Origin of the sequence: Photorhabdus hainanensis, assembly GCF_018448965.1 — a bacterium.
Taxonomy (GTDB): domain Bacteria; phylum Pseudomonadota; class Gammaproteobacteria; order Enterobacterales; family Enterobacteriaceae; genus Photorhabdus; species Photorhabdus akhurstii.
The window spans coordinates 73,672-89,601 of the sequence record NZ_RCWD01000025.1 but is presented as its reverse complement, the minus strand read 5'-3'; the positions used below and the strand labels follow the sequence as shown (position 1 = coordinate 89,601).

The following is a 15,930-nucleotide window of genomic DNA, read 5'->3' as shown; positions in this document are numbered from 1 at the left end:
TGAAATAAACTCATGAATAGAAATGCCTTTTTGGAATTGAATCTGATTTTTAGCCATTTTCATTTACCTCCACACAGACTTATTTTAAGTATACGCCTATGGGAGCTGAATTTAAGTGATAATCAGGTATTTTTTTAGGTCACGAATGTATGTCCTGCGCCTTGAATATTCTTCATTTTTCCATCTCTGCCCTACCGTATAGAGAAAAGTGATAATGTTATGCAACCGTAATTCATTATTTTCATTATAATCAATAATGTTTTTCACTTGAGAATTATTCAATATTGGCAGGTAAACACTATTATCACCAAAATTAATGGATTGCACTGAATCATCACTTTCGGGAAAGATTTCGACTTGGCCGTTAATAATGAATGAAATTTTTTTACTCATATTTGCCATCCATTTAATGGGGTTATTTCAACTTAAGTTATTGTTTAATCATCTTGCAAACTGGTCGTACCAATACTTGTTTTTTTATATTTTTATGTTACGACGATGTAAGTAATAAAATATACAGAAAATCAGATTTTGATTACGGGGCGCCTGACCTGTAACTTTGGTCAGAATATGATAATACCCTGAATTTTCTACTCAAATCTGTTAATGTGACTGAACGGATCGTCAATATAATATCTACCTCAGCTTTAATACTTGTTAAAATAGCAAAGGAAAATTTTCATATCAACAAGATTTGTTAATGAAAAGTTTAAATTAAAAGAGTCACTATTATTTTATGCGTGATAATACTCATGCAAACTATTAGCCTGATTATGCTCTCAAGATGTTTTATGCTATTTTTCAAATACCAACAGAATACATTGAATGGCAATGCCGCTCTTCACCACCAGATTTCTAGAAGAAGAGCAGTGATTTGCCCATCGCTCAATAGTCCGTCATCTTTCTCATAGTGCGATAGGTACCGGTCTGCAAAGTTGCGCAAAGCAAGGTGTGCGATCTCAGTTTTACTCATACCAGTGACTTTAACCAGTTCATCAAGCGTTCCGGCGCTGATCCCTGTTGGCGTATCCTGATTACGTAAGCGGATCAGGAAACTGGCTGAGGTTCTTCCTTGGGTATTGTTCTCCGAACCATGTCAAAGTAATGTATATCAATTCCATATCATGATAGTACGTTGATATATCGTTACCAAATCCCCATCACTTATTCAACGTAATTATTAATTAACAATATCCCCAACACCGATATAAGAGATTCAAACTTAACCTTTATACCGATATAACTCTTCCCACATCATGTTAGTTATTTGCTCAATATGATCAAAACGCCCTGCTATTTTTTCCAATACTTGAGGTGATAATGTGGCTTCAAACTTCAACGCTAAAATAGATAAAGCTTTCCAGTGATCAATCAATTCCGTGCACTGTTCAATCAGAGAAGGCGCAATATCAGCTCTGATTAAAGAATGTTTTAACAAATTCAAATTAGGGATCACATACAATACGCTAATATGATCAAACAATCTTTTAGCCGCCCGGCAAGCTTCTTCCTCTGCTTGCTGAAACGCGTTCAGACATAATTTGCCATAATTTTTCAACGCGTCATAATATTCAGGCAAAGTATTAAATAATTCAGCCTGACGCGTCAGTAATTCCCTTACCGGCATAGCCTCCTGATCTTTCAGTGAATCAACAATATAAAAATTACCCATATGATCATAAGTTTCATTAGGCACTTTATCGGAAAGCGCTAAATAAAATTGCTCAGATGACATCCATGCCTCACAAGCATAGGATTCCCGATCAACTACTAAAGAATCGAAGATACGCACTTGTGAATAATCATCGGTAATAGCGCTAATCAGCACGGCATGGAGATATTCTGGTTTATTGGCGTAAGCCTCAGAATAAGATAAATGCGCCGAATTAACCCAAGCAACAACGCCTTTCCTGTGACGTAATAATTCATATAACTGACGACGCCAATGGGCGTAATCTATCGGTAGTAAAACTATATCTGCGCCCAAATTTGCTGTGCCAGTTAGCCCAACAGTTTCAATCGAACAAGTATATTCAGGCATATTTAATGCATCATAACCACTACGAAATAAATAACCATTGCCAGCTTCAAAGATCTCTGCCTCAAAAATCTCTTTACCCTGTAGATTAAGTAATCTTGTCAGGCTACCGGTAAAACAATTTATTGCGACATTATTTATCGCGACATTTGCATATGATTTATCCATCACATTTTCCATGAGTATTTTATTACCTCGGTACAATGGACTAATTTATGAATGGCAGACCAGATATATTACGCCATGTAATCACTGTTATTTTTCCTTTAATATTACTTCGGCTGCTTGTGCTATATTTTCGATGAGTAACTCAGGTTCATAATTCAAAGTATGTGCTAACAGCGCCAAAAGTAATCTCTCCATCCCAAACGCAATACAAGCGGAATGCATAGGACAATCACTGGCACGACTGACAATATTGAAGTTGGTGGTAAATAAATCTCGGTGTAAATTCCGTGAACCAACGCTAACGTTGTATTTATCAAACCAAGGAATAAGTATTTCACACTTGACGCCCATTGATAACTGTACTTTACGAGTAACTTTAGAATGCTCTCCATAAAATACATCACTGGCTTTTTCTACCGCAAGAGAAGGAAACAGTAATCGTAAGAATTTAACAGCTTGTCCAAATATTATTTCACAATGTGTTTCTACTTTTTCCTGTAGCCCCACCAATATTAATTCACGCATGGTAAAATTCCCCATACGGGTCGGTTCATCTTTGGCCGGTTCATATCGATGGCACTGCCCTTTAGCCGTAAAATATTTCAGTTCCCAATCATGAGTACTTTCTGCTAAATGAGCAAAGGTATGATAGCAAGTCGATGGGCTCAATACCCATGCATCTCCGCTATTTTCACTCATGGCATCGTGAGTTAAATGGGGATAAACATGCAATGGATTGCTAGGCAATTTATCAAAGAAACTGATGCGCTCTAACGTGGATCGAGGCAACAATGTGGTGCATGTGTGTGAGGTAACAGATATTCCCTTACTTAAAACTTGTAAAAGTGCCTTATCAAGGAGTTCAGCAGCAGCATATAAACTGTCAGAAAACCGGTACCCGATAAGGCCATTCTGCGATTGCACAATTGATAGCAGCTTACGCTGTTGAAGTTCTTTTATCATATTTTTATATTACCTTTGCTGATCGATAGTTACGTTATGCTGCCCAGCAGACAATCTCTATTTTGCAAAAGGATGTGTTTCTATATCATCAAATATCATCTCCAGACATTTTTCTAAGATGATAAAGAAACACATTTGATGCCAAAATCAGTTAACTGACATCTCAATCAGGACGCCATCAAGGTTATTCTTTCCATACGACAAACCCCTCAATATAAAGCTTATCCAGTGAGGTTTTCAAAAATGTCTCTACTGCAACCTCCGGTGACATAATAAGCGGCTGCCCCCTAACGTTAAATGAAGTATTCACCAGACAGCCATAACCGGTTATTTTCTGTACCTCTTTCAATAATCGCCAAAAGGTTGCGTTAATAGTACGTTCAACAAGCTGAATACGCGCCGTTCCATCAGCATGGACAATACCTGACACCGGCTTCATCATTTCTGGTTTTACTTTAGCGGTGCAAAGCATATATCGAGTTGGCGTTAAATTGCGGGTCTCAAAAATAGTGTCGCAATCCTCATCCAAAATTGCCGGGGCAAATGGACGGAAAGCCTCACGGAATTTCACGGTGCTATTAATTCTATCCTTTATTTTTTCACCTGCCGGCAAAGCTAAAATTGAACGGTTGCCAAGCGCCCTTGGGCCAAATTCCATTCGATCATGGAACCAGGCAATGATTTTATCTTCTGCGATATCTTGAGCCGCGGAAGCAAAATAATCATCATTCAGCCCCAAATAACGCCATTTCATGCCCGCATTGCCGCCATGCCGGAATAATACATTACGGACTTCATCGGTGGAGAAACGAGGACCGAGATAAGGATTAAAGTAAGGATCTGCGCCATTGTGGTATCCACCAGCCACAAAAAGCGCAGCGCCCAAAGCCGAACCATCATCACCCGATGCCGGTTGAACAAAGACGTTTTCTACACCATCAAGCTGACAAAGAGCTTGGTTTGCTTTGCAGTTTAAGAATGATCCCCCGGCAAGGCAAAGTGATGTTTCTCCCGTTTTTTGCAGCCAATAGGTCACTAGCTGTTTCAGCAACAGTGTAAATTTCTCCTGTAATCCGGCAGCAAAATCCTGATGAACATCCAGCAGAGGGTCATCTTCATTTCTCGTCGTCAAACCAAACATATCGCTCAGTTGCGCGATTGCACCGGGAAAACCATATTCCGAATTGTCAAATGCTTGCGGTAACCAATTTATCTGTATCGTTCCACTCTCTGCATCGAATTGAGCCAATTTATTGAAAATATCGCGGTATCGCTCAGGATTGCCATACGCAGCAAGTCCCATGACTTTATATTCATCACTATTAAATACAAAACCAAGGAACCGAGTACAGATAGAATAAAATATTCCTAATGAAGAGCTAATTGGCTGACTGTACAATTTCTGGAATTGCTGGTCTTTAGCAAGATAAACACTTAGGGATTCTATTTCGCCCATACCGTCTGAAATGACGCATAGCGCAGACGGGAAGCCGCTGGGATAAAAGGCTGACGCCGCATGAGACAGATGGTGATCTACCCCCTGAAAACGTGATTCAATATTTTGCCACCCCTCTGAGGCCAATGCATTAATCACAGTTTTTCCACTAAAAGCCTCTTCAAACATTTTCTGATTCGACATGAAAAAACGGCGATAATTATCATAATTAAAACCGTGGGCAATAACCTGTATATCATCTTGCGTAAGACCCGCTTCCGCTAAACAGTAATTAATGGCATTAGCAGGAAATCGGCCTGTTCCTTTTTCTCCGGTAAATCGCTCTTCCGCAGCCGCGGCGACAATTTTTCCATTAACCATCACACAGGCCGCACTATCGACTCCCTGGCAAATACGCTCGTCTAATTTACCTACGCCTGGGTAATTTTCTCGCATAAAATGTTGAGAATTGGGAAGGCCGCTGATACCTAATATAATCATTTTCTTCACCTCCAAATTGTTATACCCGTCATCTTTCAAGTTGCCTCTTTGTTGGCTGCGCTCACTCACTCCGGTCACATAGTTATCTATGCTCCCGGGGATTCGCTCCCTTGCCGTCGCGATGCACCTTGAAATCCATGAGGTATGTTTTTCTTTCATAAAAATTAAACTATGCGCTGCTTTATACTAATAGCCCATTTTGCATTATGAAGAATCAAGTCACCTTGCCAAATAGAGTAATGGCATTATTACCACCAAAACCAAATGCATTATTTTGTATATATTTTAAATTATTCTTCATTTCCATTTGACGAGTGATTAAATTAAATTGATATTCAAAATCCTCCGGTAAGATATTTGTCGGCGGCATAATTTGGTCCCTCAAAGATAAGCAAGCACTGACTGCGCCAATTGCTCCCGCCGTCGCCATCATATGTCCGATAGTGCCTTTAATTGCTGAAACCGCCGAATTCGGGAAATATTCAGAGAATATCGATGCTTCTACAGCGTCATTAGCCTTTGTTCCGGTACCGTGTGCATATATGCCGCCTATATCTTTGGCTTCCACCCCTGCCGAATCTAATAATTTTTTATGGCACTGAGTGACACTGTTAATATCAGGATTGGTCGGATGTAATGCGTCATTATTGCTGGCAGTAGCGATCAATTCAGCATAAGGCGATTGATATTCGCCAACATGTTTTCTATTCTGCAACACCAAAAAAGCGGCGCCCTCAGATATCGTAATAAAGCGTCTTAATTTCGAAAATGGACGGCACTGTTCCGCACCTAATGCATTAAGCATGTAAAAACCTGACCACACCTTTTTTGAAAAAGCGTCTCCGCCTCCAATGACGGATGTTGAGACAATGCCGGCATTCATCATGCGTAGTGCTGTTTCAAGCGCAATATTCGCTGACGCACAAGTATTATGTATCGTCATGGAAGGCCCGAATGAACCAATCGCACGAGCGACATTACCGGAAACGGCGTGACTCGAATAGATATTCGAATGCCAATTTACCGGCACACCTTCAACTAATTGATCAAGAATATCCGCCTCAGCCTCATTATTACCCACACACACCAAGGCATTGCGCAATTCAGCACACCCTGGCTGCAATCCTGCGTCCGCTATCGCTTGTAGTGCGGCATCGACAGCATATAGAGAAGAATCAGGGACCTGTGGGCCGGTACATTTCGGCGCCCTGGCTTTTATATCCAGACGCCGTTCAGCCGAAATTCTTCCAGCAATAAAATTTGGCTTCAAAGAGGGATAAATCGGTTCCAGTCGAGTAAAATTTGACTCGCCGGCACATAAATTTTTCCAATAACTTTCGACGTCTATACCAATTGGAGTAACGACGCCAAGACCTGTAATATATATTTTATCCAACATCGTTCTCCTTCTTCTTAATTGATACTGCGTCAGTTATCCAAAGTAATTTTTCCCCTTCACGATATGCCCTGGCATCCCAACACATTATTGAGCCAAATCGAGTTACTTTAGTCTCAATAAACACAGGAGAGTTAATATGTTCGATATCAGGATCGAAGGCCAACTCACCAAATTTGGCAAAAACATAATCGCCTGCGGTTGCAATACTCTGTTGCTGACGCTGCAAAATTAATGCTAAATTCCCCATTGCCTCGACCAGAATAATCAAAGGGAAATAATGATATTTTTGCAAATAAGCCGCTTCACCACGCAATGATTTCATATCCAGGCTGCAATTCGCTCTGTTTAATCCATCATTAACATAGACTATTTTCGGCAAAAACCAAAATTCGGGTTCACGCAATGATGGTGATAATAAAGAAGATGCGTAAAAAATTTTTTTACTTTCACCTTTTGCATCTTTGCCAGAATAATTCAGGAGAAAAGAAAAACAGCGTTGTTCCGATACCATTGCAGAAATTTTATTTTCCTCTTGGCGATATTGGATATTTTCATCAGGACGTATAAATTGATGAAAAAATAGATTTCTTAAACTGATAAAATCGGCAGATGCATCAGCCATCTCTTTACAAAAAGCGGCGACTGGCAAGATCCCTGGAACAACAGGATTACCGGGAAAATGATATTTGAATATTTCATCTTGAGGTGAAAAGACATGGTTAATACGATTAATCATCATTGTGTATAACCCTTACGCCTGAAACATTCATGTTATCGATTACAATAAATACAACCGCATCTCCTTTTTGACTGAGCTTAATCGCCCCCATAAACTCATGAAACAGAAAAGCGCTGTTATATTCTTGATATTCAATTGCATTATTATCTTCAACAACATGAATTAATGCGTCATTCTGATCCAACGTATTGGATACAAATATCTTGGTATCCGGTGATAAAGCATCACACCGTTTTTTTATCTCTCCCACTGTTAACCCGAAGAAAAAATCTGCCGCAAATTGTTTTCCACTCAATAGCGTTGCACACATCACACCAGAAGATATTGACTTCTGATTGCTGATTTTCTTTCGTATATCATCAAGTGCTTCTGTGCAATAAACATCACCGCAAAAGAGGTAGCTGGCGCCTGCTGATCTATTATGCAAATTAAGCAACGCCTGCATGAATACCATTACCGGGGTTTTACTGCCTGCATTTAATGTACAGTTTCCTCCCGTCACCTTCTTGTCAATGTTAATAAAGGTTGAAGCTGAACTGGTGGTGGCATAAGGGAATTGTTGAGCCGATACCGTTTTATCATTGTTCATGACCTGCCGTTGAAAACGAAGCATCGCTTCAAGGTTGCCGTATTCTGTCCCCACAATCACCGATTCATTTTCTGCATGTCTATCTTCTGCAATAAACTGATTCGCCAAGTAGGTACAAACGCGGCTAAAGTCGTCACGAAAACGATCACCTTTATTGCTTACAAATTCAGAAATATCAGCGGGAAGAGAAAATTCCCCCTTTCTCTCACTCCGAAATATCTTCGGATAAATAGCTAAATTTTCCACGTTAAAAGTCAACATTTTCCCTCAACTTATTATTTGAAAAATAGAGAGTTTTTAATTATTGGTTAAGTCAACCCGATCATTGCAGGTTATTTTTTATTTCCTCCCATAACTCACCTACAGTTTGAATACGGGCAAGCGCATCTTCAGAAATCTCTTTGCCAAAGGTTCGCTCAACTGACAAAATGACATCAATTAACTTTAATGAGTCAATGCCGAGATCACTTTTCAACACTTTATTCGATGTTATTTTAAAATCGGAGTCTAACTCAGCAACATTCACCAAAATACTCGCTAATTCTTCATTAACCATGTCAATATTATCCATATTACATCCCCAATGATGTCTATTCAAATCTATACCCGTCATCTTTCAAGTTGCCTCTTTGTTGGCTGCGCTCACTCACCCCAGTCACATAGTTATCTATGCTCCCGGGGATTCGCTCCCTGGCCGTCGCGATGCATCTTGAAATCCATAGGGTATAATTGTTTAAAGATCTATTTATATCAAGTATATAAATTTCGCCTGAATCGCTTCCCCCATACATAAAAAAAGCATTCCAACTAACGGCCTGCGACAATTATGCCTACTGGGATAGACTCTCATTTCCCAGGAAAATAATTCATAAACGATATAAAAACAGAGATATCTGATAATCAGTCTCGGCTCCTATTCCAAATAGCGTAACCAGAATTGGAATAATAACCAATAACCTTTTCTCATTAAAGCGATTGGAGATATTAGGCCAAGTGAAGAAATACCTTTATCATAAATCCAGCCCGATATTCCAGCTAATTGATGAAAACATGATTGCAGATCACGATTTATGATATTGTTATTAACCACTTAATCCCCCATCAATGCAAAGAGATGTTCCTGTGATATAGGTTGATGTACTTAATGTCCCCACACAAAAACTGGCAATTTCATCAACATCCGCTATTCGTTTTAATGCGGTGCTTCTGGCGAATTCCATCTTCTTTTCCGAAGAAATATGCCGCAACATACCACCATCAACATATCCCGGCATTACAGTGTAAGCCCTAACATTAAAACGGCCGTAGTCATTAGAGATGTTTTTTACCAATGCATTCATGGCTGCTTTCGAACAAGAATAAGCGGTGGCGCCTGTCTCTCCACGTAAACTTGCTGTAGAAGATATAAATTGCATCACGCCATTACGATTCTTCATAAAATGTGGCAGCAAATATTTTGCTACTCTTGCCGCGCCAAACAAGTTGACATTAAAAACATCATGCCAACCCTCAATATCCTGAGCATGCAATAAACCATCCAATGACATTGCCGGCGTATAGATAACCGCGTCAATACATTTCATCTTGTCAATCGCCATGCTAATGGCTTCTCTAACACTGTTATCCGACATAACATCTAAATGAACTTCTTCATTATGCGGTCTACGTGAAGTACCTAATACTTCATAACCGCTCGCAACCGCATGTCGGCAAATTGCATTCCCAATTTCACTTGATGAGCCAATAATAAGTATCTTACTGTTATATTTATGCATTTAAACATTCCTACCTTATCTAAAAGTTATTTTCCAACAGTAATCCCTACTTTAAATAAAGCATTCAGAATAAATATCACCTAAACAAGAAAACATTTTTAACTTATATGTTTTTAAAATATATACTTTTAACACATATATTTTTAGCTTACCTATTTTCAACTCATTTAATCCATCTAATTCTATGAGTCACCCTAAATAATAGGAGGAGTTCTTAAGCCTGTCAAATTATTAATCTAATATTTAAGCGATATCAAAGCATTGGTTAAATTACACCCAAAAATTAAATAAAAACCATCATGCGTAAAAATATCCAACATGTCTAATTTAATCCAGTCATAATCAATACATGTGGTGAATGCATAATTAATTAATTTCCTAACAATAACAATTGAAAACTGCAATTAATTCTGTTAATTTATTATAAAGATAAAACATTATAATTTTATGATTAATAGAACAAACATATAGCTTCAAGTTTAAAAGTATTAATTAAATTCTTTATGAAGTTAATTCAATAATATTCACTAATAAGAATAAATACTGAATAGAATCGGTTTCAGCCTATTTTATGGTGATAAGAACACTATTCTCCCTTTTACTTTTCACTTTCCTGGCGTTAAGCTATTAACATTAAGTTTGATCTATAGCGCTATCGCTTTGAACTAAAAGCACTATTTTTACAATTCGGTTTGCAGTTTGGTTGTAACAACCTTATTGCTTTTTCCCTCTATATTTTTGGTTTATGCACAAATGAAAACTCGTAGAATGAACGGCATACGGCCGTTTAGTGCTGTAATTGATGCTTGTTGGAAAGAACCTTACTCTTTTACTCGTTTAACTAAAGATATTATTGCCGGTATTACTGTCGGTATTATCGCCATTCCGCTCGCTATGGCGCTAGCAATCGGGAGTGGCGTCGCGCCACAATATGGGCTTTACACCGCCGCTATCGCCGGGATGGTAATCGCGATAACCGGCGGCTCACGCTATAGTGTTTCCGGTCCCACCGCCGCTTTCGTTGTCATCCTCTATCCAGTCTCTCAACAATTTGGCCTGAGCGGTTTGCTCATTGCAACATTAATGTCAGGCATTATTTTGCTGGTGATGGGATTAGCCCGCTTTGGTAAATGGATCGAGTATATTCCCCTCCCCGTCACACTCGGTTTTACTTCTGGAATCGCGATTACTATCGCAACCATGCAAGTAAAAGATTTTTTTGGCCTGCAATTGGAACATATGCCAGAGAATTATATCAATAAGGTTGCGGCTCTGTTTCAAGCGCTGCCAACGCTGCACTTGAGTGATACGCTGATTGGCTTGACGACACTCGCCATTCTAATTTATTGGCCTAAGCTTGGGCTGAAATTACCCGGGCATCTCCCCGCCCTCATTACAGGAACCGCTGTGATGGGGATCATGAACTTATTCGATCAACATGTTGCTACTATTGGTTCCGAGTTTAGTTATATTTTGAATGACGGTACTCAAGGGCAAGGTATCCCGCCTATCCTGCCGCAATTTGTTTTACCGTGGCATTTACCTGATATGGGTTCACCTCAAATCGATATAAATTGGGCAACAGTTTCAGCCCTATTACCCGCCGCCTTTTCAATGGCAATGTTAGGCGCTATTGAATCACTGCTTTGCGCCGTGGTTTTGGATGGTATGACCGGTAAAAAACATCACTCAAACAGTGAATTGATTGGTCAAGGCTTGGGAAATATAGTCGTGCCATTTTTCGGCGGCATTACGGCTACCGCCGCAATCGCCCGTTCAGCCGCCAACATCAGAGCCGGCGCGACATCGCCCGTTTCAGCCATTGTTCACTCTCTGCTCGTGTTATTAACTTTACTGGCATTGGCCCCCATGCTCTCCTATCTTCCTCTGGCCGCTATGTCCGCCCTGTTGCTCATGGTCGCCTGGAATATGAGCGAAATACATAAAGTTATCGACCTCATGCGCCGCGCGCCAAAGGATGACATTATTGTGCTGGTACTTTGTATGTCGCTCACAGTACTGTTTGATATGATCATTGCTATTACGATCGGTATCGTATTAGCTTCACTGCTGTTTATGCGCCGAATAGCCAATATGACTCGCATCAGTCAATTGCCGCAAACAAATATCGATAAAGGTCTGCTGGTTGTCCGCATCAATGGCCCGCTATTCTTTGCTGCTGCCGAACGTATCTTCACAGAGTTAAAAGAAGAAAGCGCCAGTTATCAGACGATCCTTATGCAATGGGATGCCGTTCCCGTGCTGGATGCCGGTGGAGTGCACGCTTTCCAACGCTTTATCGATGAAGTGGGTAAGGATAAATATATCGCGGTTTGTGATATTCCATTCCAGCCTTTAAAAACACTGGCCAGAGCTAAGATCCTATTGGTTGAAAATCACCTTAGCTTCCATACGACATTGCCACGAGCAATGGCAGAATTAAATTTCAATGGCAAAATGGATAGCTGAAATTGCCAGACAAAAACTTGGTGACTCTTTTTCCAATACTTTTTTCCCCATAATTAATGGCGCTGTGTAAACCAGCGCCAAATCTATTTATCACCAAATCTCTTCATCATTTGATGCCATGACATCAAAAAGACATTTTATTTACTGGTATCCAATTGAGGGAAGCTTTTCACCACGTCATCAATGGCTTTCATCTGACTCAAGAATGGCTCTAGTTTTGCCAACGGCAATGCTGATGGACCATCGCACATCGCATTCGCAGGATCAGGATGAGATTCAAGGAACAAGCCGGCAATACCGACCGCCATTCCCGCACGCGCCAGTTCAGCAACCTGAGCGCGACGACCACCAGAAGCGGCACCAAATGGATCGCGGCATTGGAGTGAATGAGTGACATCGAAAATTACCGGATGCCCCCCGGTCGCCTGGGCCATAACATTGAAGCCCAGCATATCCACCACCAAATTGTCATAACCAAAGCTGCTGCCGCGGTCACATAAGATCACCTGATCGTTGCCGCCTTCTTTGAATTTTTCCACAATATTTCCCATCTGACCCGGGCTAATGAATTGGGGTTTTTTAACGTTTATCACCGCGCCGGTACGCGCCATCGCCTCAACCAAGTCAGTCTGACGCGCCAAAAACGCCGGCAGTTGGATGACATCAACCACTTCCGCCACCGGCTGCGCCTGCGCCGGTTCATGCACGTCAGTGATGATTTTCACACCGAAAGTTTGTTTCAGCTCCTGAAAAATCTTCATTCCCTCTTCCAGACCGGGACCACGGTAAGAGTGAATTGATGATCGGTTTGCTTTATCAAAGGAGGCTTTGAAAACATAAGGAATGCCCAATTTTTGTGTCACTGTGACATAGTGCTCACAAATACTCATGGCCAAATCCCGTGACTCAAGGACATTCATACCACCAAAGAGAACAAACGGTAGATCATTAGCGACCTTGATATCACCAATATGAACCACTTTCTGTTGCATACTTATACCTTCCGTTAGGGACCAATAAATTAATGAGATAAATCAGTGCAGCGTACTATTCAATGCAAAACAGTATTTCAATACAAAACAATATTTCAATATAAAACAATATCTTAGTGTAAAACAACGCATTGCTGCTTAATGGCGTATATTTGCATTCTGATCATTTCCGCCACCGGGTCTTCCGGGCAATTCTCGACAAAATAATTTAAATCAGAAACCGCAATATGATTACAATCAAGTTCCGCATAAATCAGCCCTCTATCACGTATTTCATAGGGGTTATCGGGATCAAACATCAGCACAGCTTCACTCGTCCTCAGCGCCAATTCCATTTGTCCTTCGTCCATTAATGCGACTTTTATCGTATCTAGCATTTTACGTATAATGCTAGCGTTATCAGCGCTTTGCAAATCATCTGCTGCTAATTCCGCTGTCTGGCTAATATTACCTTTCAGCCATACATCAAGCACATGTTCGCTTAGCGCTTCTCCATTGATTGGATTAATAAACTTTGCCGTGTTATCTGGATAATCAACACGCAAAATCAACTGCGTCGGAAAAATAACCGGCATAAACGGCAGTTCTAAAGCCTGAGCAATATGAATCAGAATTGCCCCTAAAACAACAGAGGAACCTCGGCGGGTTTGCAATACTTTATCCAGCCATAATGTATCTGACAGACAATAAACACCACTGGCGCCGCCGAATTTCCAGGTTTGATAAAAAAGTCTCAGTAATTTTTCCAGTCGTTCTTCTATATTTAGCTGCGGAGATATTTCACGTCTGGCTTCATCAATCAATACTTGAAGCTGCATCTCCACTGAATGCTGAGGAAAATCAGCACGCAAGGTTTTGGAAATTAACAGGATACCGCTACTTAACGATGCATCATTAAATTCATAATCAGCTATGGCTTTCATCACTTTTCCACTGACCCAGTGTTATTCGCTCATTACCGCCATAATCCTGAAAAGTAGCCACCTGCCGATAACCACTCTCAGAAAACAGGCTTCTTACAACATTTCCCTGTTTCCAACCATGTTCCAATAACAACCAGCCACCAGGCAACAAAAAATGGCGAGACAGATCAATAATGGCATTCAGATCAGCAATTCCCTGTCGCGCCGCAATTAATGCGCTATCCGGCTCGAACCGAACATCACCCTGAGATAGATGTGGATCGGTTTCATCTATGTAAGGCGGATTACTGACAATCATACCAAACTGTTGATTATTCAACGAAGAGAACCAATCGCTTACCCCAAAATCCACATTTTGTATTTTGAGTTTTTCAGCATTGCCCTGCGCCAACATGACCGCATCAGGATTGATATCAACCCCGATAACCCGACAATCAGGACGCTCACTGGCGATTGCCAGCGCAATTGCGCCGGTTCCCGTTCCCAAATCCAAAATGCGGCAAGGTGTCAGCGATAGCCGTTCAAGCGCCTTTTCTACCAGACATTCAGTGTCAGGACGCGGGATCAACGTGGCAGGAGAGACATTTAATGGCAACGACCAAAATTCACGCTCACCGGTGATATAAGCAATAGGTTCACCTTTCACCCGGCGAGCGAGTAAAGCCTCAAGCTGGATGAATTGTTCCGAAGCTAGCCGCGTTTCACCGAATGCCAGCATGTAAGTTCGGGAATGACGAGTGACAAACCCCAACAAAATTTCCGCATCTCGTTTAGGGCTGTCACTTGCCGATAACTGTATTGCGGCTTGTTTAAGCCAAGATTGATAATCCATCAATCTTGCTCTGACAAAGCCGATAAGAGATCAGCTTGATATTCATTGACGATCGGCTGAACAAGCATATCCAATTTGCCTTCCATCACTTCATCAAGGCGGTATAACGTCAAGTTAATACGGTGATCCGTCACTCGCCCTTGGGGAAAATTGTAAGTGCGGTTGCGATCTGAACGATCACCGGAACCTAATAAGTTACGACGCTCAGACGCCTCGGCCTCTTGACGCTTACGAACTTCCGCCGCATGAATACGCGCGGCCAACACGGACATCGCTTTCGCTTTGTTTTTATGCTGAGAGCGCTCGTCCTGACACTCAACCACAATACCGGTTGGAATATGAGTGATACGAATAGCGGAATCTGTGGTATTGACGTGCTGACCGCCCGCCCCGGAGGAACGAAACGTATCAATACGCAAATCATTTGGGCTAATATCCGGCAACTCCGCTTCCGGGACCTCCGGCAAAACCGCAACGGTACAAGCAGACGTGTGAATGCGCCCTTGCGATTCAGTTTCCGGCACACGCTGAACACGATGACCACCCGATTCAAATTTTAAATGACCATAAACCTGCTCACCGGAAACTTTAGCAATAATTTCCTTATAGCCGCCATGCTCGCCATCGTTAGCGCTAATAACCTCGACTTTCCAACGATGGGATTCCGCATAACGGCTATACATACGAAACAGATCCCCGGCGAAAATAGCCGCTTCATCACCACCGGTTCCCGCACGTACTTCAAGAAAACAGTTACGCTCATCATCAGGATCTTTTGGCAACAGCAATAATTGTAGTTGTTGCTCTAACTCTTCATTGCGAACCTTGGCGTCCCTGATCTCTTCCTGTGCCATTTCCCGCATTTCAGGGTCATCAAGCATTATTTCGGCTGCTTTAAGGTCATCCTGAACAGCACGCCAGGCCCTAAAACAGCTCGTCACATCAGTCAGTTGAGCATATTCCCGCGACAAAGCACGAAAACGTTCCTGATCAGCAATCACATCGGCATCACCGAGATGAGCCAAAACTTCCTCGTGACGTTCTTGCAATGCTTCCAATTTAGCAACAATAGAAGGCTTCATTCTTGGTTTCAGACCCTATTCCGAG

General features: G+C 41.3%; 14 protein-coding genes. 1 reads left to right on the top strand and 13 read right to left on the bottom strand.

Annotation, left to right across the window (positions count from 1 at the left end; translation table 11 throughout):
- Nucleotides 1–111: 111 nt before the first annotated feature.
- The 9 genes from EAE92_RS15860 to EAE92_RS15820 form a co-directional block, all read right to left on the bottom strand.
- The gene (locus EAE92_RS15860; protein ID WP_246545243.1) at nt 112–393 is read right to left on the bottom strand and encodes an acyl-CoA reductase; all 282 of its coding nucleotides are present in this window, start codon (nt 391–393) and stop codon (nt 112–114) included.
- Between the two features lie 829 nt (nt 394–1,222).
- Nucleotides 1,223–2,206: a hypothetical protein gene (locus EAE92_RS15855; protein WP_214068770.1), complete on the bottom strand. Its 984-nt coding sequence runs from the start codon at nt 2,204–2,206 to the stop codon at nt 1,223–1,225.
- A gap of 87 nt (nt 2,207–2,293) precedes the next feature.
- Nucleotides 2,294–3,169 (bottom strand): class-II aminoacyl-tRNA synthetase family protein, encoded by an 876-nt coding sequence (locus tag EAE92_RS15850; RefSeq protein ID WP_214068769.1) that lies wholly within the window; start codon nt 3,167–3,169, stop codon nt 2,294–2,296.
- A gap of 184 nt (nt 3,170–3,353) precedes the next feature.
- Nucleotides 3,354–5,264: a carbamoyltransferase family protein gene (locus tag EAE92_RS15845; protein WP_246545242.1), complete on the bottom strand. Its 1,911-nt coding sequence runs from the start codon at nt 5,262–5,264 to the stop codon at nt 3,354–3,356.
- A 55-nt stretch (nt 5,265–5,319) separates the two neighbouring features.
- Complete coding sequence (locus EAE92_RS15840; protein ID WP_214068768.1) at nt 5,320–6,504, bottom strand: beta-ketoacyl synthase N-terminal-like domain-containing protein; 1,185 nt, start codon at nt 6,502–6,504, stop codon at nt 5,320–5,322.
- Nucleotides 6,494–7,243, bottom strand: coding sequence for an ApeI family dehydratase (locus EAE92_RS15835; protein WP_214068767.1), 750 nt, complete (start codon nt 7,241–7,243; stop codon nt 6,494–6,496). Before EAE92_RS15835 ends, EAE92_RS15840 begins: the two co-directional genes overlap by 11 nt.
- Nucleotides 7,233–8,093, bottom strand: a complete 861-nt coding sequence (locus EAE92_RS15830) for a hypothetical protein (RefSeq protein WP_214068766.1) — start codon at nt 8,091–8,093, stop codon at nt 7,233–7,235. The genes EAE92_RS15835 and EAE92_RS15830 overlap by 11 nt, the downstream gene beginning before the upstream one ends.
- A gap of 61 nt (nt 8,094–8,154) precedes the next feature.
- Nucleotides 8,155–8,403 (bottom strand): acyl carrier protein, encoded by a 249-nt coding sequence (locus EAE92_RS15825; protein WP_046397594.1) that lies wholly within the window; start codon nt 8,401–8,403, stop codon nt 8,155–8,157.
- Between the two features lie 511 nt (nt 8,404–8,914).
- Nucleotides 8,915–9,607, bottom strand: coding sequence for an SDR family NAD(P)-dependent oxidoreductase (locus EAE92_RS15820; RefSeq protein ID WP_214068765.1), 693 nt, complete (start codon nt 9,605–9,607; stop codon nt 8,915–8,917).
- A 753-nt stretch (nt 9,608–10,360) separates the two neighbouring features.
- On the opposite strand from EAE92_RS15820, the gene dauA reads away from it, so the two are divergent.
- Nucleotides 10,361–12,076 carry a C4-dicarboxylic acid transporter DauA gene (gene dauA / locus EAE92_RS15815; protein ID WP_214068764.1) on the top strand — a complete coding sequence of 572 codons (1,716 nt, stop codon included), beginning with the start codon at nt 10,361–10,363 and terminating at the stop codon, nt 12,074–12,076.
- A gap of 137 nt (nt 12,077–12,213) precedes the next feature.
- Here the strand turns inward: dauA and kdsA are convergent, their stop codons facing one another.
- The 4 genes from kdsA to prfA form a co-directional block, all read right to left on the bottom strand.
- The gene (kdsA, locus tag EAE92_RS15810) at nt 12,214–13,068 is read right to left on the bottom strand and encodes a 3-deoxy-8-phosphooctulonate synthase (RefSeq protein ID WP_214068763.1); all 855 of its coding nucleotides are present in this window, start codon (nt 13,066–13,068) and stop codon (nt 12,214–12,216) included.
- A 113-nt stretch (nt 13,069–13,181) separates the two neighbouring features.
- The gene (gene sirB1, locus EAE92_RS15805; RefSeq protein WP_214068762.1) at nt 13,182–13,991 is read right to left on the bottom strand and encodes an invasion regulator SirB1; all 810 of its coding nucleotides are present in this window, start codon (nt 13,989–13,991) and stop codon (nt 13,182–13,184) included.
- Nucleotides 13,975–14,823 carry a peptide chain release factor N(5)-glutamine methyltransferase gene (gene prmC / locus EAE92_RS15800; RefSeq protein WP_214068761.1) on the bottom strand — a complete coding sequence of 283 codons (849 nt, stop codon included), beginning with the start codon at nt 14,821–14,823 and terminating at the stop codon, nt 13,975–13,977. Before prmC ends, sirB1 begins: the two co-directional genes overlap by 17 nt.
- Complete coding sequence (gene prfA / locus EAE92_RS15795; RefSeq protein ID WP_036778672.1) at nt 14,823–15,905, bottom strand: peptide chain release factor 1; 1,083 nt, start codon at nt 15,903–15,905, stop codon at nt 14,823–14,825. The genes prmC and prfA overlap by 1 nt, the downstream gene beginning before the upstream one ends.
- Between the last annotated feature and the right edge of the window lie 25 nt (nt 15,906–15,930).

Bases quoted from the DNA above. Each gene is read 5' to 3' on its own strand.
- EAE92_RS15825 (WP_046397594.1), bottom strand. From the start codon at position 8,403: ATGGATAATATTGACATGGTTAATGAAGAATTAGCGAGTATTTTGGTG.
- EAE92_RS15845 (WP_246545242.1), bottom strand. From the start codon at position 5,264: ATGAAAGAAAAACATACCTCATGGATTTCAAGGTGCATCGCGACGGCA.
- EAE92_RS15835 (WP_214068767.1), bottom strand. From the start codon at position 7,243: ATGATGATTAATCGTATTAACCATGTCTTTTCACCTCAAGATGAAATA.
- EAE92_RS15820 (WP_214068765.1), bottom strand. From the start codon at position 9,607: ATGCATAAATATAACAGTAAGATACTTATTATTGGCTCATCAAGTGAA.
- prmC (WP_214068761.1), bottom strand. From the start codon at position 14,823: ATGGATTATCAATCTTGGCTTAAACAAGCCGCAATACAGTTATCGGCA.
- EAE92_RS15860 (WP_246545243.1), bottom strand. From the start codon at position 393: ATGAGTAAAAAAATTTCATTCATTATTAACGGCCAAGTCGAAATCTTT.
- dauA (WP_214068764.1), top strand. From the start codon at position 10,361: ATGAAAACTCGTAGAATGAACGGCATACGGCCGTTTAGTGCTGTAATT.
- kdsA (WP_214068763.1), bottom strand. From the start codon at position 13,068: ATGCAACAGAAAGTGGTTCATATTGGTGATATCAAGGTCGCTAATGAT.
- prfA (WP_036778672.1), bottom strand. From the start codon at position 15,905: ATGAAGCCTTCTATTGTTGCTAAATTGGAAGCATTGCAAGAACGTCAC.
- EAE92_RS15840 (WP_214068768.1), bottom strand. From the start codon at position 6,504: ATGTTGGATAAAATATATATTACAGGTCTTGGCGTCGTTACTCCAATT.
- sirB1 (WP_214068762.1), bottom strand. From the start codon at position 13,991: ATGAAAGCCATAGCTGATTATGAATTTAATGATGCATCGTTAAGTAGC.
- EAE92_RS15855 (WP_214068770.1), bottom strand. From the start codon at position 2,206: ATGGATAAATCATATGCAAATGTCGCGATAAATAATGTCGCAATAAAT.
- EAE92_RS15830 (WP_214068766.1), bottom strand. From the start codon at position 8,093: ATGTTGACTTTTAACGTGGAAAATTTAGCTATTTATCCGAAGATATTT.
- EAE92_RS15850 (WP_214068769.1), bottom strand. From the start codon at position 3,169: ATGATAAAAGAACTTCAACAGCGTAAGCTGCTATCAATTGTGCAATCG.